General features: G+C 63.2%; 20 protein-coding genes. 9 read left to right on the top strand and 11 right to left on the bottom strand.

Annotated elements, in window-relative coordinates:
* Positions 1 to 36: 36 nt before the first annotated feature.
* Complete coding sequence (locus tag NKI01_RS04700; RefSeq protein ID WP_352481068.1) at positions 37 to 606, top strand: GNAT family N-acetyltransferase; 570 nt, start codon at positions 37 to 39, stop codon at positions 604 to 606.
* 4 nt (positions 607 to 610) lie between these two features.
* Here NKI01_RS04700 and NKI01_RS04695 read toward each other — a convergent pair whose 3' ends face one another.
* Together NKI01_RS04695 and NKI01_RS04690 are read right to left on the bottom strand one after the other, a co-directional pair.
* Entirely contained in the window at positions 611 to 997 is a 387-nt protein-coding gene (locus NKI01_RS04695) for a DUF2794 domain-containing protein (RefSeq protein ID WP_023721889.1), read from the bottom strand.
* Between the two features lie 596 nt (positions 998 to 1,593).
* Entirely contained in the window at positions 1,594 to 2,343 is a 750-nt protein-coding gene (locus NKI01_RS04690; protein ID WP_023721888.1) for a DUF1223 domain-containing protein, read from the bottom strand.
* A gap of 175 nt (positions 2,344 to 2,518) precedes the next feature.
* Here NKI01_RS04690 and NKI01_RS04685 point away from each other — a divergent pair, with 175 nt between their 5' ends.
* Positions 2,519 to 3,181: a ceramidase domain-containing protein gene (locus tag NKI01_RS04685; protein ID WP_023721887.1), complete on the top strand. Its 663-nt coding sequence runs from the start codon at positions 2,519 to 2,521 to the stop codon at positions 3,179 to 3,181.
* 67 nt (positions 3,182 to 3,248) lie between these two features.
* Here the strand turns inward: NKI01_RS04685 and acnA are convergent, their stop codons facing one another.
* Positions 3,249 to 5,939 (bottom strand): aconitate hydratase AcnA, encoded by a 2,691-nt coding sequence (acnA, locus tag NKI01_RS04680; RefSeq protein WP_023721886.1) that lies wholly within the window; start codon positions 5,937 to 5,939, stop codon positions 3,249 to 3,251.
* 283 nt (positions 5,940 to 6,222) lie between these two features.
* Between acnA and ccmA the strand changes: the two genes are divergently transcribed.
* The 5 genes from ccmA (at position 6,223) to NKI01_RS04655 (ending at position 8,912) form a co-directional block, all read left to right on the top strand.
* Positions 6,223 to 6,831 carry a heme ABC exporter ATP-binding protein CcmA gene (gene ccmA, locus NKI01_RS04675; RefSeq protein ID WP_023721885.1) on the top strand — a complete coding sequence of 203 codons (609 nt, stop codon included), beginning with the start codon at positions 6,223 to 6,225 and terminating at the stop codon, positions 6,829 to 6,831.
* 196 nt (positions 6,832 to 7,027) lie between these two features.
* The gene (gene ccmB / locus NKI01_RS04670; RefSeq protein ID WP_352962046.1) at positions 7,028 to 7,693 is read left to right on the top strand and encodes a heme exporter protein CcmB; all 666 of its coding nucleotides are present in this window, start codon (positions 7,028 to 7,030) and stop codon (positions 7,691 to 7,693) included.
* The gene (locus NKI01_RS04665) at positions 7,693 to 8,070 is read left to right on the top strand and encodes an Imm50 family immunity protein (RefSeq protein WP_352481064.1); all 378 of its coding nucleotides are present in this window, start codon (positions 7,693 to 7,695) and stop codon (positions 8,068 to 8,070) included. The genes ccmB and NKI01_RS04665 overlap by 1 nt, the downstream gene beginning before the upstream one ends.
* A 102-nt stretch (positions 8,071 to 8,172) precedes the next feature.
* A complete protein-coding gene (gene ccmD, locus NKI01_RS04660) occupies positions 8,173 to 8,340 on the top strand; it encodes a heme exporter protein CcmD (protein WP_023721882.1) in 168 nt (55 codons plus the stop codon).
* Positions 8,337 to 8,912, top strand: a complete 576-nt coding sequence (locus NKI01_RS04655) for a DsbE family thiol:disulfide interchange protein (RefSeq protein WP_352790086.1) — start codon at positions 8,337 to 8,339, stop codon at positions 8,910 to 8,912. Before ccmD ends, NKI01_RS04655 begins: the two co-directional genes overlap by 4 nt.
* Positions 8,913 to 8,944: 32 nt before the next feature.
* Here the strand turns inward: NKI01_RS04655 and NKI01_RS04650 are convergent, their stop codons facing one another.
* Positions 8,945 to 9,112: a hypothetical protein gene (locus NKI01_RS04650; RefSeq protein WP_023721879.1), complete on the bottom strand. Its 168-nt coding sequence runs from the start codon at positions 9,110 to 9,112 to the stop codon at positions 8,945 to 8,947.
* Positions 9,113 to 9,375: 263 nt separating this feature from the next.
* Between NKI01_RS04650 and NKI01_RS04645 the strand changes: the two genes are divergently transcribed.
* Both NKI01_RS04645 and NKI01_RS04640 read left to right on the top strand, forming a co-directional pair.
* On the top strand, positions 9,376 to 10,293 hold the full coding sequence (locus tag NKI01_RS04645; protein ID WP_352962043.1) for an SMP-30/gluconolactonase/LRE family protein: 918 nt from the start codon (positions 9,376 to 9,378) through the stop codon (positions 10,291 to 10,293).
* A 32-nt stretch (positions 10,294 to 10,325) separates the two neighbouring features.
* Positions 10,326 to 10,535: a tautomerase family protein gene (locus NKI01_RS04640; protein ID WP_352481061.1), complete on the top strand. Its 210-nt coding sequence runs from the start codon at positions 10,326 to 10,328 to the stop codon at positions 10,533 to 10,535.
* 278 nt (positions 10,536 to 10,813) lie between these two features.
* Here the strand turns inward: NKI01_RS04640 and NKI01_RS04635 are convergent, their stop codons facing one another.
* The 7 genes from NKI01_RS04635 to NKI01_RS04605 form a co-directional block, all read right to left on the bottom strand.
* On the bottom strand, positions 10,814 to 11,347 hold the full coding sequence (locus tag NKI01_RS04635; RefSeq protein ID WP_352481121.1) for an NADPH-dependent FMN reductase: 534 nt from the start codon (positions 11,345 to 11,347) through the stop codon (positions 10,814 to 10,816).
* Positions 11,348 to 11,387: 40 nt separating this feature from the next.
* On the bottom strand, positions 11,388 to 12,008 hold the full coding sequence (locus NKI01_RS04630; protein ID WP_352481060.1) for a pyridoxamine 5'-phosphate oxidase family protein: 621 nt from the start codon (positions 12,006 to 12,008) through the stop codon (positions 11,388 to 11,390).
* A gap of 91 nt (positions 12,009 to 12,099) precedes the next feature.
* Positions 12,100 to 12,765, bottom strand: coding sequence for a septation protein A (locus NKI01_RS04625; protein WP_023721875.1), 666 nt, complete (start codon positions 12,763 to 12,765; stop codon positions 12,100 to 12,102).
* A gap of 60 nt (positions 12,766 to 12,825) precedes the next feature.
* Entirely contained in the window at positions 12,826 to 14,589 is a 1,764-nt protein-coding gene (ftsY, locus tag NKI01_RS04620) for a signal recognition particle-docking protein FtsY (RefSeq protein WP_352494044.1), read from the bottom strand.
* Between the two features lie 11 nt (positions 14,590 to 14,600).
* Positions 14,601 to 15,902: a tRNA (N(6)-L-threonylcarbamoyladenosine(37)-C(2))-methylthiotransferase MtaB gene (gene mtaB, locus NKI01_RS04615; protein WP_352962039.1), complete on the bottom strand. Its 1,302-nt coding sequence runs from the start codon at positions 15,900 to 15,902 to the stop codon at positions 14,601 to 14,603.
* A complete protein-coding gene (gene dapF / locus NKI01_RS04610) occupies positions 15,902 to 16,786 on the bottom strand; it encodes a diaminopimelate epimerase (RefSeq protein WP_352481057.1) in 885 nt (294 codons plus the stop codon). Before dapF ends, mtaB begins: the two co-directional genes overlap by 1 nt.
* 74 nt (positions 16,787 to 16,860) lie before the next feature.
* Positions 16,861 to 17,022 (bottom strand): DUF1328 family protein, encoded by a 162-nt coding sequence (locus NKI01_RS04605; RefSeq protein WP_031195454.1) that lies wholly within the window; start codon positions 17,020 to 17,022, stop codon positions 16,861 to 16,863.
* Between the last annotated feature and the right edge of the window lie 283 nt (positions 17,023 to 17,305).

Genomic DNA, 17,305 nt, shown 5'->3' with positions numbered 1-17,305 from the left:
CTGTGATATAGGGCAGATGAACGACGTGCATAAATTATGAGCAGCATCACCTTGCGGGCCGCGACGTCGGCCGATCTCGACCGGATCACGGAAATCTATGCCGACGCGGTGACAAACGGCACGGCGAGCTATGAACTCGACCCGCCAAGTCGTATCGAGATGGGAGCGCGCTTCGACAGTTTGGTAGCGGGTGGCTTTCCCTATCTCGTGGCGGAAAAAGGCGGCATTGTGCTCGGCTATGCCTATGCCGGCGCTTTCCGGCCGCGCCCGGCATACCGCTTCGTGGTTGAGGATTCCGTCTATGTCGCGCCCGACGCCAAGGGGCAGGGCGTCGGGCTGCTCCTGATGCAAAGGCTGATCGAGGCAGCCAAGGCGGCGGGCTTTCGCCAGATCATCGCGGTGATTGGCGATGGCCGGCCCGACAGCGCCTCGGTGCGGTTGCACGAGAAGCTCGGCTTTCACCATTCCGGCCGCCTGGAAGGCTCCGGCTACAAGCACGGACGCTGGCTGGACACGGTGTTCATGCAACTGCCGATCAACGGTGGAGCGTCGGTCCCGCCCGATCCGAAATCGCTGCCCGAGCGGAAGTTCCGCAAACAAAAATAAGGGGTTACGCCTCGACCAGCTTCAGCGTTCGGTCGAACACGCCAAGCACCCGGCCGAGTTCCTGGCCACGCTTGAGGATGCGTCCGCCGGCGGCGATGACGGCGAATGCGCCTTGCCGGCGCGCCAGCTTCGGATCCTTGACGATCTGGAAAAGCGGCACTTCGCTGGTGCGACGGAAGACGGAAAAAACGGCGCGGTCGGTGAGATGGTCAATAGCATAGTCGCGCCATTCATTGGCGGCGACCATACGGCCGTAGAGCCTGAGGATCTGGTCCAGTTCGCGGCGGTCGAACCGCACCGGCTGGTCGAGGCGTTCGTGTCTTGCCTCGTGCAGCGGGATCAATATTGCGGATGCGTCCCCATCCTCCGTCCCGCTGCTGCGATCAGTCATGCCTGGATCCTCGCAATGAATCGTACGCCGACCAAAGTTGGCGCTTTCGTTGCCGAATTGCAAGGCCCGGCCGGGCAACGGCAGCACCGCGCGGTTTCTCCAACGTCCAGTCACGTTTGCGAAACGCCTGTTGGAATTGGTGATGCTTCGCCACAATCCTGCCTTTTTTTATCCGTGCTCATGCCCCAATGTCCGACGAATTTACCGGCGTTGCCTGAGACGGTTCGGTCCGGCACCGGCTCGTAAACCCCAAGCCCCCCGCCCACGGGTCTGCGTCGGATCGAACCAACCTCGGTCTTTCCTTGGAAAGATCGGGTGCGACGATCCCAAAACCTAAATGACCGGCGTCAGAAGCAAGCTGACGCCGGTTTTTTATTGGCTGGAGCCGTGGCGGTGCGATCCATCCGGATAGGCTGTCGTCGGAGGCTTGAGCGCGGCTATCCCTTCTCCCCTCGTGGGAGAAGGTGGATCGGCGCGCAGCGCCGAGACAGATGAGGGGTGTTGGACGGAGTGAGGCGTTGGCGTTCCCTGGAACACCCTCATCCGTCGCCTTCGGCGACACCTTCTCCCACAAGGGAGAAGGGAGAGCGCTCCATCTAAGGCTTGCGGATAAAGGCTGCACCCAGGATCGGACCGGGCACGCCGTCCTTGCCGACCGACTGCAGCAGCACGGCGCAGCCGCCCTTCTTGGCGATCTCGCTCATCGGCAGTTCGTAGCGCTGCGCCTTGCCGTGCCACATGCCGGCGGTCTGGATGCTGGAGACGGCGTTCCAGTAGGTCATGCTGCGGCCGGTGTTTTCACCCTTGCCGATCTTGATCGTCTGCGGCGGGTTGAAATAGACGATGACGACATGCGCGTCGGCGGGGCCGGTCACGGCGTCGCCGGCATCGATCATGACGCGATCGCTGGTCCGGCTGACCTTGATGCCGACGCGCATGCCTTCGCCGACCCTCTCCATGCGGGCCAGCGCGCCGTCGACTTCCTTGCGGCTGGCGCCATTGACATGGCTGCGGCCGTTGATGACGGCTTGCGGGGTGTAGACGGAACGGCTGCCGAAGGCGCGCATATACTCATATTGCCGCTCGGTATTTTCCTTGCGGCTCAGCGTATCCTGCCAGCCGAGGTAATCCCAATAGTCGACATGATAGGCGAGCGCGACGATGTTCTCCTTGGCGGCGAGCTCGGCGAAGAATTCGTCGGCCGGCGGACAGGAATTACATCCCTGGCTGGTGAAGAGCTCGACGACGCCTAATGGCTTGTCGGCCTGCTCGGCGAAGGCGCTTCCGGCAAACGCCGAGAGAGCCAGCGCAACGGCCGCAAGCCGCAATGGTCTTCGAGATGACATGGCCGTTCCGATCCCGCCGGTGATGCCGGCTTTGTTCTGATTGTCGAAATATGTGGCAGAAGCGGCAGTCAACGGGAAGTCACGTTGCGGTGAAATTTTGCCGTTGCAACCGCTGGCAAGGGCGCAATAGGTGGACGCGCACTTCACGATGGAAGCGATTCGGGCGGCAATCAGCATGTGGCAATCTCTCCTGGCGCCGGTCGACCTCTATTGCGAACGGACGGGGCCGGAATTCTGGGCTGAACCGCTCAATGCGCTGAGCAATCTGGCTTTTTTTGCCGCCGGGCTATGGGGTGTCTGGCAGGTGCGCAAGCGCGGCACCGGCGCCTTCGCCGAAGTGCTGGCCTGGTGGGTGGTGGCGATCGGCGTCGGCTCGTCGCTGTTCCACACCTTTGCCACAAGGGGAATGATCCTGGCCGACGTGCTGCCGATTGCAGGGTTCACGCTGGCCTACACGCTGTTCAACCTGCGACGTTTTCTCGGCATGAAATGGGGCAAGGCGATCGTCATCTTCGTCGCCTTTTACGCCGTTGCCGGGCTGGTGACCTTTGCCGTGCCGGACTGGCTGCGCCAAGCGTCGAACGGCACGACCGGCTATCTGCCGCCCTTCCTGGCGCTTGCCTTCTTCGGCGCCTGGGTGGCGGCCAGCGGCAATCGTGCCGGCTGGTACAATCTGGCGGGTTCGGCGATCTTCGTCGTGTCGGTCGTCTGCCGGATGATCGATCCGCTGGTCTGCGGCGGCTTTCCGCTCGGCACGCATTTCCTGTGGCACATCCTCAACGGGCTGATGCTCGGCGTGCTGCTGGCGGCGACAGCGCGGTTTGGAAAGCCAAAGTAGGGCAGTTGGGCAGTAGGTGCTTGTCCTTGCTTCCCCTACTGCCCTACTCCCTTATTGCCCTACTCCCTTAAGCCGCAAGGTCGCGCAGCACGTATTGCAGGATGCCGCCATTCTTGAAGTAGTCGAGCTCGTCCAGCGTATCGATGCGGCAGATGATCGGAACCTCTTTGACGCTGTCGTCGCCATAGGTGATCCTGGCGATCATCTTCTGCCGCGGCTTGATGTTGCTCAGTCCGTCGATCTCGACCAGTTCGTCGCCCTTGAGGTTGAGCGAGGCCCACGAGGTGCCTTCCTCGAAGACGAAGGGGATTACGCCCATGCCGACCAGGTTGGAGCGGTGGATGCGCTCGAAGGACTGAGCGATGACCGCGCGGACACCGAGCAGATTCGTACCCTTGGCCGCCCAGTCGCGCGACGAGCCGTTGCCATATTCGACGCCGGCGAAGATGACCAGCGGCACGCCCTCCTTCTTGTAGTGCATGGCGGCGTCGTAGATCGATTCCTCTTCCTTCGACGGGTAATGGATGGTGTAGCCGCCCTCGCGGCCGTTCTCGCCCAGCATGTGGTTGCGGATGCGGATGTTGGCGAAGGTGCCGCGCATCATCACCTCGTGGTTGCCGCGGCGCGTGCCATACTGGTTGAAATCGGCGACGCCGACGCCGTGGTCGGTGAGGTACTTGCCGGCCGGGGAGGCCGCCTTGATCGAACCGGCCGGCGAAATGTGGTCGGTGGTGATCTTATCGCCGAACAGACCGAGCACACGCGCGCCCTTGATATCGCCGATCTTGCCGAAGCCTGATGTCATGCCGGCGAAATAGGGTGGGTTCTGCACATAGGTCGAATTGTCGTCCCAGGCATAGGTCTGGCCTTCCGGCGCCTTGACGTTCTGCCAGTACTCGTCGCCCTTGAAGACGTCGGCATATTTGCGGGCGAACAATTCGCGCGTGACATTCTTCTCGATGAATTCCTGGATCTCGACTGAACTCGGCCAGATGTCCTTGAGATAGACCGGATTGCCGTTGCGATCCTCGCCGAGCGGCTCGGTGGTCAGATCCTTGGTCACGGTCCCGGCCAGCGCGTGGGCGACGACCAGCGGCGGCGAGGCGAGATAGTTCGCCTGCACGTCGGGCGAGACGCGGCCTTCGAAATTGCGGTTGCCGGACAAGACTGCCGCAGCAATCAAGCCCTTATCGTTGATGGTCTTGGAGATCGGCGCCGGCAGCGGGCCGGAATTGCCGATACAGGTGGTGCAGCCGAAGCCGACCAGGTTGAAGCCGATCTGGTCGAGCTCCTTCTGCAGACCGGATTTCTCCAGATATTCGGCGACGACCTGGCTGCCCGGCGCCAGTGAGGTCTTGACCCACGGCTTCTGCTTGAGGCCGAGCCGGTTGGCGTTGCGCGCCAACAGCCCGGCGCCGATCAGCACGCTCGGGTTCGAGGTGTTGGTGCAGGAGGTAATGGCGGCGATGACGACATCGCCATGGCCAAGATCGTAGTCCGTGCCCTCGACGGCATAGCGCTTGTCGATTTCGGCGGCCTTCTTGTATTCGGTCTCCATGGCCTTGTCGAAGCCGGCCGGAATGTCTTCAAGTGCCACGCGGCCTTCCGGCCGCTTCGGGCCGGCCATCGACGGGACGACACTGCCGAGATCGAGCTCGAGCAGATCGGTGAAGACCGGATCGGCCGAGCCGACGTCGCGCCATAGGCCTTGCGCCTTCGAATAAGCCTCGACCAGGGCGATGCGGCTTTCGTCACGGCCGGACATGGTGAGGTAGCGGATGGTTTCGCTGTCGACCGGGAAGAAGCCGCAGGTGGCGCCATATTCCGGCGCCATGTTGCCGATGGTGGCACGATCGGCCAGCGTCATGTTGGACAGGCCCGGACCGAAGAATTCGACGAACTTGCCGACGACGCCCTTCTTGCGCAGCATCTGCGTGACGGTGAGCACCAGGTCGGTGGCGGTGACGCCCTCCCTCAGCCTGCCGGTGAGGCGAAAGCCGATCACTTCGGGCAACAGCATGGAGACGGGCTGGCCGAGCATCGCGGCCTCGGCCTCGATGCCACCGACGCCCCAGCCGAGAACACCAAGGCCGTTGATCATGGTGGTGTGCGAATCGGTGCCGACGCAGGTGTCGGGATAGGCGGTGGTCTCGCCATCTTCGCTGTTGGTCCACACGACCTGGCCGAGGTACTCAAGGTTGACCTGATGGCAGATGCCAGTGCCGGGCGGCACGACGCGGAAATTGCGGAACGCCTGCTGGCCCCATTTCAGGAATTTGTAGCGTTCCTCATTGCGCTCATACTCAAGCTCGACATTGCGGGCGAAAGCCAGCGGCGTGCCGAATTCGTCGACGATGACCGAATGGTCGATGACCAGATCGACCGGCACCAGCGGGTTGATCTTTTGCGGGTCGCCGCCGAGCGAGGCCATGGCGTCGCGCATGGCGGCAAGGTCGACCACAGCCGGAACGCCGGTGAAATCCTGCATCAGCACGCGGGCCGGGCGATAGGCGATCTCGACGCCGGCAGTGCCCCGGTCGGTCAGCCAGCCGGCGACCGCCTGGATGCTCTCCTTGGTGACGGAACGGCCGTCCTCGTTGCGCAGCAGGTTCTCCAGCAGCACCTTCATCGAATAGGGCAATTGAGCGATGCCGGTGAGGCCGTTCTTTTCGGCCTCGACAAGGTCATAGTAGATGTACTCGGTGCCGCCGGCGGTCAGCGTGCGGCGGCAATTGAAGCTGTCGAGTGATTTGGACACGTGCGATCCCTAACTGTCGGTTGCCGGGGAGGGAACGGACGCCAGTGGGCATGCAAATCACGCGCAAAGGTGCGGGTACGGCCATTTCCGCTATCCGTTCCCAAGCGTCCGGGCCGTTCAAGGCGGCACGCGCGCTGGTTCGGCGCAAATTCGGTTCCCGTGCCGACCGCTGGCACGGATGATGCGGATATAGAGAATTTTCTGGAATAGTTCTAGACACGGAATTGCCATTTTTGCTGCGGCGCACCGAAGCCGCGCTTGAACTTTCGGCGAAGGGGAACGGATGCGGCTGATCGCCGAAAATCTGGGCGGCGAACGCGGCGGCGAGACGGTATTTTCCGGCATCGAATTCGCGCTGGGGGATGGCCAGGCGCTGGTCGTCACCGGGGCGAACGGCGCCGGCAAATCGACGCTGCTCAGGATCATCGCCGGACTGTTGCCGGTGGCGGCAGGCCGTGTGCGGTTCGAAGGTGGTGGCGAAGACTTTCCGTCGGCCGCCTCGGCCTGTCACTATCTCGGCCACCTCGACGCAATGAAGAGCGCACTCACCGTTAAGGAGAATCTGTGCTTCTGGCGCGATTTTTCGGGCGCCGGTTCCAGGGGTGTTGAAGAGGCGCTGGAGACCGTCGGGTTGGGCGGCATCGGCCATCTGCCGTTCGGCTATCTCTCGACCGGCCAGCGCCGCCGCGCCGCGATCGCAAAACTGCTGGTCAGTCATCGGCCATTGTGGCTGCTCGATGAGCCGACGGCGGGACTGGACAAGGCTTCGGAGGAGAGATTCGGCGGGCTAATGCGGAAGCATCTCGATGGTGGGGGGATCGTGGTTGCGGCCACGCATTTGCCGCTGGGGCTGGAGGGAGCGAGGGAGCTTGTGATGGGGATGGTTGGGTGATGCCGGCGCTCTGTCGCACCCCCCTCTGTCCTGCCGGACATCTCCCCCGCAAGGGGGGAGATTGGCGGTTTCAACGACTCGCCCTCTCTTTCACGTTGAAGACTGACGAAAGCCGAGGCGACATCCAATCTCCCCCCTTGCGGGGGAGATGTCCGGCAGGACAGAGGGGGGTGCCTGGGCGAAAGCATCTCACATCATGCTAGCCCTCTTCCTGCGCGACATCCGCTTAAGTATCCGCGCCGGCGGCGGGGCGCTTACCGGCGTGATTTTCTTTCTCGCCGTTATCGCGACCATCCCCTTCGGCGTCGGTCCCGACCTGAAGCTGCTGGCCCGCATCGGCCCGGCGATCCTGTGGATCGCCGCCTTGCTGGCCTGCCTGCTCGGCCTCGACCGGCTGTTCCAGGCTGACCGCGAGGACGGCTCGCTCGATCTTCTGGTGCTTGGCAACGACCGGCACATGCTGGCCCTGACCGTGCTGACGAAATGCCTGGCGCATTGGGTGGGAAGCGTGCTGCCGCTGGTCGTCGCGGCTCCCCTGCTCGGCCTGTTCATGAACATGGAGCCGGCCGGCATCGGCGCCACGGCGCTGACGCTTCTGGTCGGCACGCCGGCGATCACCTTCATCGGTGCTGCCGGTGCCGCGGTGGCGGTAGCGTTGCCGCGCGGCGGACTGCTGATCTCGGTGCTGGTGCTGCCGCTGACCATTCCCGTACTGATCTTCGGCGTATCGGCAAGCTATGGCGCGGTGGCGGACCCCGATCCCTTCCTGCATCCCTTCCTCATTCTTACCGCGCTGACCCTGTTTCTTGCCGTGCTCGGGCCGGTGGCAGCGGCGCTGGCGCTGCGGCACGGAACGGATTGATGTGGCCGCTGCGCATAGAGAACCCGATCTTTCTCCAGACCATCTACGGCAACTACCCCGATCTGTCCTCCGTCGAGGTTACCGGGGCCAAGATGGACCGCAACGGGCCTAGCATGCACCTTTCCTTCATCTCGACCGTCCTTCCCTACCGGCCCCCCGCCAAATGGGCGGCGTTCAATGCCGTGTCTTTCGGGCTTGAGTTCATCGCGGTCGAATCCATTAGCCTTCGCAAGTTCCAGAGCCATGGCTCCAGTGCAATCAGGATGTGGGATGACGCCGGTAGAATCCTGCTTACCTGCGAAGGGGCTGTCAGGCTGTCCCTGACGTGCCAATACATGCGTATCAAAAACATATCAGGTGTTTTGCTTTCGCAGTGACCTTCGGCTTGCGATAACCGCAAATCTGCCGCAGACCCGTTCATTGCGACAAACAGCCGGTGAGGCTATGAATTTCGCCGTGAGAAGCCTTGGATCGGGAAAATGAGCATGCATGCCCTTTATGTCACCGCCGCCTATGCCATTACGGCCGTGGTGCTGGCCGGGCTGGTTGGCTGGATCCTGCTCGACCAGCGCGGCCGCAAGCGAGAGCTCGCCGAGCTGGAGGCGTCCGGCGTGCGCCGGCGCTCCGACAAGGCAGCAAAATCATGAGCACGGAAACGGAAACACCGGCGCGTCGCCGCCTGATCGTGCTGGTGCCGCTGCTGGTCTTTCTCGGGCTGGCGGGATTGTTCCTGGCGCAGCTGTTGTCCGGGCGCGACGTGTCGGAAGTGCCGTCGGCGCTGATCGGCTTGCCGGCGCCGCAGACCAACCTGCCGGCGCTCGAGGGCACCAATTTGCCGGGCCTCGATTCAAAACAGTTCGCCGGCAAAGTGACGCTGGTCAACGTCTTCGCGTCCTGGTGCGCGCCATGCCGCGACGAGCATCCGGTGCTGCTGGCGCTGTCGCAGGACAGACGCTTCGTCATGGCAGCGCTGAACTACAAGGACCAGCCGGAAAACGCCCGTCGGTTCCTTGGCGATCTCGGCAATCCGTTCCAGGCGATCGGCGTCGACCAGGCCGGGCGCACAGCGATCGACTGGGGTGTCTACGGCGTGCCGGAGACCTTCGTCATCGGCAAGGATGGCAAGATCGCCTACAAGCATGTCGGGCCGCTGACGCCGGACTCGGCGCAGACGCTGCTGCTGCCGGAGATCGAGAAGGCGCTGGCCGTGCCGGGCTGATGCCCGCCGATCGTGATAGGTCGACCGAAGACTCAGCCGTAGATCTGCTTGTGGACCTGATAGAGCATTTCTGAGCGGTCGGCGCGCATGTCGGCGAGGTCGCGGCTGCTGAAGCTGTCGATTTCGGCGACGAGGCGGTTGTAATGCCGGCGCTTGGCGATGCTGGCGCGAGCGCGGCTCATGAGGCTGTCGATGATCATAGCGAGTTTCCTTTTGCGCCGCATTTCGCGGCCAGTTGTTCCTCCCTTGATCGATACGAAGCATGACATAGTTATGGTGCGTTGCAAAAATAAGATGTTGCAATGCACCATTGCGCTGGGCGCATAGCCGGTTAACGGGATGTGACCTGCCGTCCGGCCCAGCATTCGCTCCCCTAATGCTTCTGACGCATCATCGATCTTGCCATATCGATCGCAGGCTGGCTTGATCGCGGCTCGCCAAGCGACTGATACCGGGAGGAACCATGACCAGCGAATTCTACGAAGTTCTCGATCCGCGCTTTTCGCGGCTGTTCAACGGCAACGCACAGGTCGACAGGCTGTTTACCGGCTGCCGATGGGCGGAGGGGCCGGCCTGGTTTGCGGCCGGGCGCTATGTGGTGTGGTCCGACATTCCGAACAATCGCATGCTGCGCTACGACGACACCGACGGCAGCGTCAGCGTGTTCCGTCAGCCGTCCGGCAATTCCAATGGCAACACCGTCGACCGGCAAGGCCGGATGGTCACTTGCGAGCACTCCGGCCGCCGCGTCAGCCGCACCGAGCATGACGGCTCGGTCATCACCATCGCCGACAAATGGCGCGGCAAGCGGCTGAACTCGCCCAATGACGCGGTGGTCACGTCCGACGGCTCGATCTGGTTCACCGACCCGAGCTACGGCATCGATACCGATTACGAGGGCGACAAGGCCGAAAGTGAGATCGGCGCCTGCCATGTCTACCGCGTCGATCCCGGCACCGGCGAGACCGAGGCGGTGATCACCGACATGGTCAGGCCCAACGGGCTCGCCTTCTCGCTCGACGAGAGCAAGCTCTACGTCGCCGACACCGGCCGCACGCATGGCGCCCAAAACCCGGCGCACATCCGGGTTTTCACTGTTGGCCAGGGCGGCAAGACGGTCTCCGGCGAAAAGGTCTTTGCCGACTGCACCGCCGGCCTGTTCGACGGTTTCAGGCTGGATGCGGACGGCCGCATCTGGACCAGTGCCGCCGACGGCATCCATTGCTACGATCCAGACGGGACGCTGATCGGCAAGGTCAAGGTACCGGAAGTCGTCGCCAATTGCGTGTTCGGCGGCAACAGGCTGAACTGCCTCTACATCGCCGGCACGACCTCGCTCTACATGGTCCGGCTCATGGTCAACGGCGCCAAAACCTATTGAACGGCCGCCAAGCATATCCAAGGGAGGGCACCATGCCATTCGTGAATATCCGCCTGGTCAAGGAGGTGATTGCCGATGACCCGGCCGGCAAAAAGGCCGCGATCGCCGCCCAGGTGACGGCGGCCATCACCGGCGCCACCGGCCTGACCAGCAACGATGTCTGGGTGGTGTTCGAGGAAGTCGCTGCACGCGACTGGTTCGTCGGCGAGACCGACGTCGAGACGCGGAGGGGCAAGGGCTGATTTCTCGACGAGCACAGCGGCAGTGCGGAAGTTTGCGAGAGACCTGCGGGACAGCGCCCCCCTCTGCCCTACCGGGCATCTCCCCCACTTGGGGGGAGATCGGCAGCTTCGCCGCATGGCCCTTCTTTCAACGTTGGAGATTGGCGAAAGCAGGGATGACGGCCAATCTCCCTCCTTGTGGGGGAGATGTCCGGCAGGACAGAGGGGGGCGCGAAGGATCGCCGACGCTCGCTTCGCGTTCGCTCTGCCCTGGGATACGACAGCACGATGGCCGCCACTTAACGCGAGCGGATGAAGCCCGCGAAGGCCGAAACGGCGCTGCGCATCGCCAGCCGGTTTTCCGGTTCCGCCAGGATTTTCTCCACCTCCGGCGGCTTCTTGCCGAGCAACGCGATTTCGAGCGCTGCTTCCTCATAGAGCGCGAAAGACATTGTCCGCATGATCTCGGCAAGTGCGGCGCGGGCAAACAGCGAGCGCGGCGAGGCATGTACCAGCATGGCCGGTTTGCCGACGGCTGCATCGCGCGACACCAGCCAGTCGAGCGCGTTCTTCAGGCCGCCTGGCACACCATGGGCATATTCCGGGCAGGAGACGATGACGCCGTCAGCGGCGGTGACCGCGTCGATCAGCGCCGCTGCTTGCGGTGGCGTTCGCTCGCCTTCGTCGTCGGGGTTGAAGATCGGCAGCCGCCCAAGCCCATCGTAGACGGCGACGTGACAGTCCGGCAGCGCGTTTTGCGCGAGTGCCGCGACCAGGGCCGAATTGGTCGAGGCGGCGCGCAGGCTGCCAGAGATGGCGAGGATGTTGAGCAAGGAAATGGAGACCGGCTCGAGCGATTCGTCGCCGGGCACACTACCACATGGTCTCTCTGTATTCCTCGTCCAGCCAGCGGTCGGTCGCCTCGGCCGAATCGGCGAGCGCCAACTGGTCGCGCAGGATCTGGCCGAGCGTCGGCAGCGTCGCGCGGTCGTACCAGCTCTCCGGCTTCCACAATTCGGAGCGCATGAAGGCCTTGGCGCAATGCATGTAGGCGGCCTTGACCGTCACCACGACGACGCTTTGCGGTGCCTTGCCGTCGACCGCCAGCCGCTCACGCAATGACGCATCGACGGTGATGCGGGCATCGCCATTGACACGCAGCGTTTCGTTCATGCCGGGAATGAGGAAGAGCAGCCCGATCGAGGGATTGAGAAGGATGTTCTCCAGCGTGTCGAGCCGGTTGTTGCCGGGCCGGTCGGGGATGGCGATGGTCTTCTCGTCAAGCACTGTTACGAAGCCCGGCCTGTCGCCCTTCGGCGTCACATCGGCATTGCCGGCGCCGTCGGACGAGCCGATCAGCACGAAGGGGCTCTTGCCGATGAAGGAACGGCAGTGGCCGTCCAATGCCTTCAGTTCCTTGCGGATCGAACCGTCGGTCGGCCGAGGCGTCTTGTAGATCGTCCTCAACTCGTCGCGCGTGGTGATGAATTCCATGCCCCTCTCCTCCTATTCTGACGCAATTCCCTAGGGAAAGCGCTACGCGCTTTTCCCCGGAAAACCGCTACACACTTTTCTTGGAATTGCTCTATTTGCCGGCTTTCTCTTCCTTGGCGGCCTTGTCCTCGAGCGAGTGGCGCAGGATCAACGGCATTTGGCTTAACGTGAAGACAAGGGTAATGGGAATCGTGCCCCAGACCTTGAAATAAAGCCAGGTTTCCTCAGAAAAATTGCGCCACACGACCTCGTTCAGCACAGCCAGAAAAAGGAAGAAAAGCCCCCATCGGAAAGTGAGCTTGCGCCAGCCTTCGGCGTCGAGATTGAAGGCGGAATCAAAGACATAGCCCAACAGCGATCTGCCAAACGCCAACCCGCCAAGCAGCGTGATGCCGAACAGGCTGTTGATGATTGTCGGCTTCATGAAAGCGAAGGTCTTGTCCTGCAGCCACAGCGCCAGCGCACCAAACACAAACACGACGATGGCCGAGACCAGCGGCATGATCGGCCAGCTGCGCGTCAAAATCCACGAAACGCTGAGCGACAGCGCCGTCGCCACCATAAAGAACGCTGTGGCAATCAGGATAGGCTCGCCGATATGGCTGAGGATCGGGAATTTCCCGACAAGCCACGCGCCGCGGATGGTGGTGAAAAAGAACACCAGACCAGGCCCGAGTTCGAGTAGGAATTTCAGGCCGGAGTTCAACGCCTTGCGTCGCGGATCGGACAGGTCGCGTTCGAGGATGGGTGGGTTCATGGGATCCTTCTTACGCACGATCCAATCCAAAAAGTCTGCAACTTTTCGGGATCATGCTCGTCAAGCCACGCCAGCGATCGCCCTGGCGAACTCGCTTGCGGAAAAGGGTTCGAGGTCGTCGACCTGTTCGCCGACGCCGATGAAGTAGACCGGCAATTTGTGCTTTGCCGCGATCGCCACCAGAATACCGCCGCGCGCCGTGCCGTCCAGCTTGGTCATCACCAGGCCGTTGACGCCGGCGACATTGCGGAAGATCTCGACCTGGTTGAGCGCATTCTGGCCGGTGGTGGCATCGACCGTCTGCAGCACGGTGTGCGGCGCTTCCGGATCGAGCTTGCCCAGCACGCGGACGATCTTTTCCAGTTCCGCCATCAGTTCGGTCTTGTTCTGCAGCCGCCCGGCGGTGTCGATGATCAGCACGTCGGAGCCGGCCTCCTTCGCCCGCTCGAAGGCGTCGTAAGCGAGGCCGGCGGCGTCGGCGCCGAGCTTCGAGGCAATGACCGGCGAGTTGGTGCGCTCGCCCCAGATCTTCAACTGCTCGATCGCGGCGGCGCGGAAAGTGTCGCCGGCGGCGAGCATCACCGAGAGGCCGCCATCGGTCAGCTTTGCGGCGAGCTTGCCGATGGTCGTGGTTTTCCCCGTGCCGTTGACGCCGACGACCAGGATGACATGCGGCTTGTGGCTGAGGTCGAGTTCCAGCGGCATGGCGACATGGGTCAGCACCTTCTCCACCTCCGCCGCCATGATGGCGCGGACTTCCGTCTCGGAGACATCCTTGCCGTAGCGGCTGGCGGAGAGCGCGTCGGTAACGCGCAAAGCCGTCTCCATGCCGAGATCGGCGCGGATCAGCACATCCTCCAGGTCCTGCAGCGTGTCCTCGTCGAGCTTGCGCTTGGTGAAGACGCCGGCGATGTTGCCGGACAACTCCCTGGAAGAGCGGGCAAGCCCGTCTCGCATGCGCTGGAACCAGGAGCGCCTCGGCGCCGGTTCGGGCGCTCTTTGCGGCTCGGCCTTCTGCTCGACCTTCTTGGTTACGGTCACCTTGCCGGGGGCAGGTTTTGGCTCCGGCGATGGTTGCGGAATGGCCTCTGGTTCGGGCGCAATCTCGGTCAAGACCGGTTTCGTTTCGACCGGGGCGGGCTGGCGGAGCGGAGGCGGGATTTCGGCCGGCGGCGCTTCGGGCGCTGCGGAGGGGCTCTCGGCGGGCGGTGCGGTATCTTGCAGAGGTTCGCGCTGCCCCTCACCCTTTCCCGTTCCGGGGCGAGCCGCTTGTCTCGCCGGTCCTCCGGACCCCCGTGAAGGACGGAGAGAGGGGGACGTCAGCGTTGCAGCTTCTTCTTCATCGCTTTCAAAAGGAGGCTCGGCCTGCCGATCAGCCCCCTTCTCCCCGTCACCATACGGGGAGAAGGTGCCGGCAGGCGGATGAGGGGCAGCGCCAGCTTCCGATGACCGAGGCTCAGTCTGGACAATCTCCGGCTGCTCCGGCTCGGGAATAACAAGCTCGGCCGGGATTTCTTCCGGCTCCTCAGCAGGCGTTTCCGACTCCGGCTGGATCTCTGGCTCGGGCGGAATGGTTGGTGCGGGTTCGAGCGGTGGCTGCGGCGCGGGCGGCGCTTCCGTCTCGACAGACGGCGGAGGCGCAGTGTCTGCCTCGGGCCGCGACTCTTCGCGTTTCAAAAACTCCGGGACGGCCTGCTCGGCCGCCGGCTTCAGCGCCTCCAGTTCGTCCCATTTGATCGGCGGCAGCGGTGCGGTCTCGTCGGGCCGCTCCTCGACAACTTCCTTCTTGCCGAACGAAAATATCTTCTTGAAAAACCCGGCCATGTCTTGCGCTCTCAGGCGGCGCGGGCGGCAAGCGGCGCGGCGATCAGTCTGATACCGTCATTGCCGGCGATATCAGCCTCGACGATGTCGCCCGGCGCCCCGGCTGACAACACGGCCAGCGTAAACCCTTCGGTGCGGCCGAGCCCATCGCGCTCGACCAGGATCGACTGGCGTGTGCCAGCGAGCGAGGAAAGGTGACGGCGGTAGGCGACCTCGCCGGCGGCGCGCAACCGTGCGGCGCGCTGCTTGACCATTTCGCGGCGAAGCTGCGGTATGCGCGCGGCGGGCGTGCCCTGGCGCGGCGAAAACGGGAAGACATGGAGATGCGTCAGGCCGCATTCCTCGACGATCTCCAGCGAGTTTTCGAACATGGCATCCGTCTCCGTCGGGAAGCCGGCGATGATGTCGGCGCCGAAAACGATGCCGTGGCGCAGTTTGCGCACATCCTCGCAAAAGCGGATCGACTGGTCGCGGCTGTGCCGGCGCTTCATCCGCTTCAGGATCATGTCGTCACCCGATTGCAGCGACAGGTGCAGATGCGGCATCAGCCTCGGCTCGGTGGCGATGGCGTCCAGCAGATCGTCGTCGGCCTCGATCGAATCGATGGAAGAAAGCCGCAGGCGTTTCACGTCTGGCACCTGCTTCAGGATGGTCTTGACCAATTTGCCGAGCTTCGGTGCGCCCGGCAGATCGGCGCCAAAACTGGTCATGTCGACGCCCGTCAGCACGATCTCGGCATAACCATTGCCGGCGAGTCGCTTGACCTGCTCAACCACGGCGCCCATCGGGACCGAGCGCGAATTTCCGCGACCGTAGGGAATGATGCAGAAGGTGCAGCGGTGGTCGCAGCCGTTCTGCACCTGGACAAAAGCGCGCGCCCGGCCCTCGATGGCGTCGACCATGTGGGTGGCCGTTTCGCGCACCGAAAAGATATCGTTGACGCGCGCCTTTTCGGTGTCGTTGACGCCGAAATCCGGCAGCGCGCGATATGAATGCGCCTTCAGCTTCTCCTCATTGCCGAGGACGAGATCGACCTCGTCCATGGCGACGAAATCCTTCGGGCCGGTCTGCGCGGCGCAGCCGGTGACGATGATGCGGGCGGCCGGGTTCTCACGGCGGGCTTTTCTGATCGACTGCTTGGCCTGGCGCACCGCCTCGCCGGTGACGGCGCAGGTGTTGAAGATGATAGCGCCGCCTTCGAGCCCGCCGAGGCCCGCACTTTCGGCTTCACGCCGCATCACCTCGGATTCATAGGTGTTCAGCCGGCAGCCGAAGGTGACGACGTCGATACCCCTGTTGCCACGAGGAGCCATCAGGCGGCGCTTTCGGTGTCGCGCGCCCACGCCCCGGTCGACGGATCGAAGCTGCCGGAAAATTCCCATTCGGCGGCACCGGTCAGGATGACGTGGTCGTCGTCGCGCCACAGGACGTGCAGCGAGCCGCCGCCGGGCGTCATCAGCGTGACGCTGCGGCCGGTGCGCCGGGTGCGGGCCGCGGCGACCACGGCGGCGCAAGCAGCCGAGCCGCAGGCCTTGGTCAGTCCGGCGCCGCGCTCCCAGGTGCGGATGGCCATGGTCTCCGGCGAAGTCACTTGCGCGATGGTGACGTTGGCGCGCTCAGGGAAGATCGGGTGGTTTTCGAGCAGCGGGCCGAAGCGCTCGAGTTCATAGGACCGGACGTCGCGGTCGACCCAGAAGATGGCGTGCGGATTGCCCATCGAGACGACCGACGGCGAATGCAGTACCGGCGCATCGATCGGGCCGATCTGCAGTTCGATCATGCGGGTGTCGCGAAACTCCTCGGCCAGCGGGATGTCCCGCCAGCCAAAGCGCGGCTTGCCCATGTCGACCGAGATCATTCCGTCGGCATGTTCCTCGGCATTGAGGATGCCGGCGACTGTTTCAAAGGCAAATGTCTTCTGGCCCGTCTCGGCGGCGAGCGCCTGGACGACACAGCGCATGCCGTTGCCGCAGGCTTGCGCACTGGTTCCGTCGGAATTCAAGATGTCGATGAAAAAGGCGGTGCCCGGCGTCCTGGGATCGTGGATCGCCATGATCTGGTCGAACCTGGTCGCGGCGTCGGCATTAAGCGCGACGGCTGCCGCAGGCGTTACGCGATCGGCACGGCCACGCATATCGGCAACGATGATTTCGTTGCCGATACCGTTCATCTTGGCGAAAGGGGCCGCGCTTGCCATGGATCGAAAGGTCTCTTGCCGATTTGGCGCCTATATGGCGGATACCGGCCGAAATTACCAGTGCGGCATGCTTTTCAGGTCACCGCGAATACGCCAAGCACGATCAGCAGGAAGATGATCAGCACGATGCCGATGAGGATGCGGGCGCCGGTTGCGGCGGCTCCAGCCAGTGCCGGCATGCCGAGCAGGCTTGCCGCGGCCGCGATAATCAAAAGAATGATGATCCACCTGATCATGAGAGACACCTCGCAGCCGGCAGGTTTGAACACCTACAAACGCTTCTGCGAGGGCTTGGGTTCCCTGCGGTGGCTGGGCGGGTCGAGGACCTGGCTGTGATATGCAGCTACGGATGCAATGTTGTCATGGTGTTGAATGAACGCTACCGTTGTGTCGATTTGACGTCCGGGAATGGATATTTCGCTGCTAAGCAATCTTGGATCCGTTTTTTCGTCTTACCCATGATCTTCACCGCACCGAGACCGTAAGCTGACGACGTGTTTGGCGGGCCGGCGATAGAGT

This window comes from Mesorhizobium sp. M0815 (assembly GCF_040319995.1).
In the GTDB taxonomy this organism is placed as follows: domain Bacteria; phylum Pseudomonadota; class Alphaproteobacteria; order Rhizobiales; family Rhizobiaceae; genus Mesorhizobium.
The sequence above is the reverse complement of the archived record's forward strand: the minus strand, read 5'-3'. Positions and strand labels throughout refer to the sequence as shown.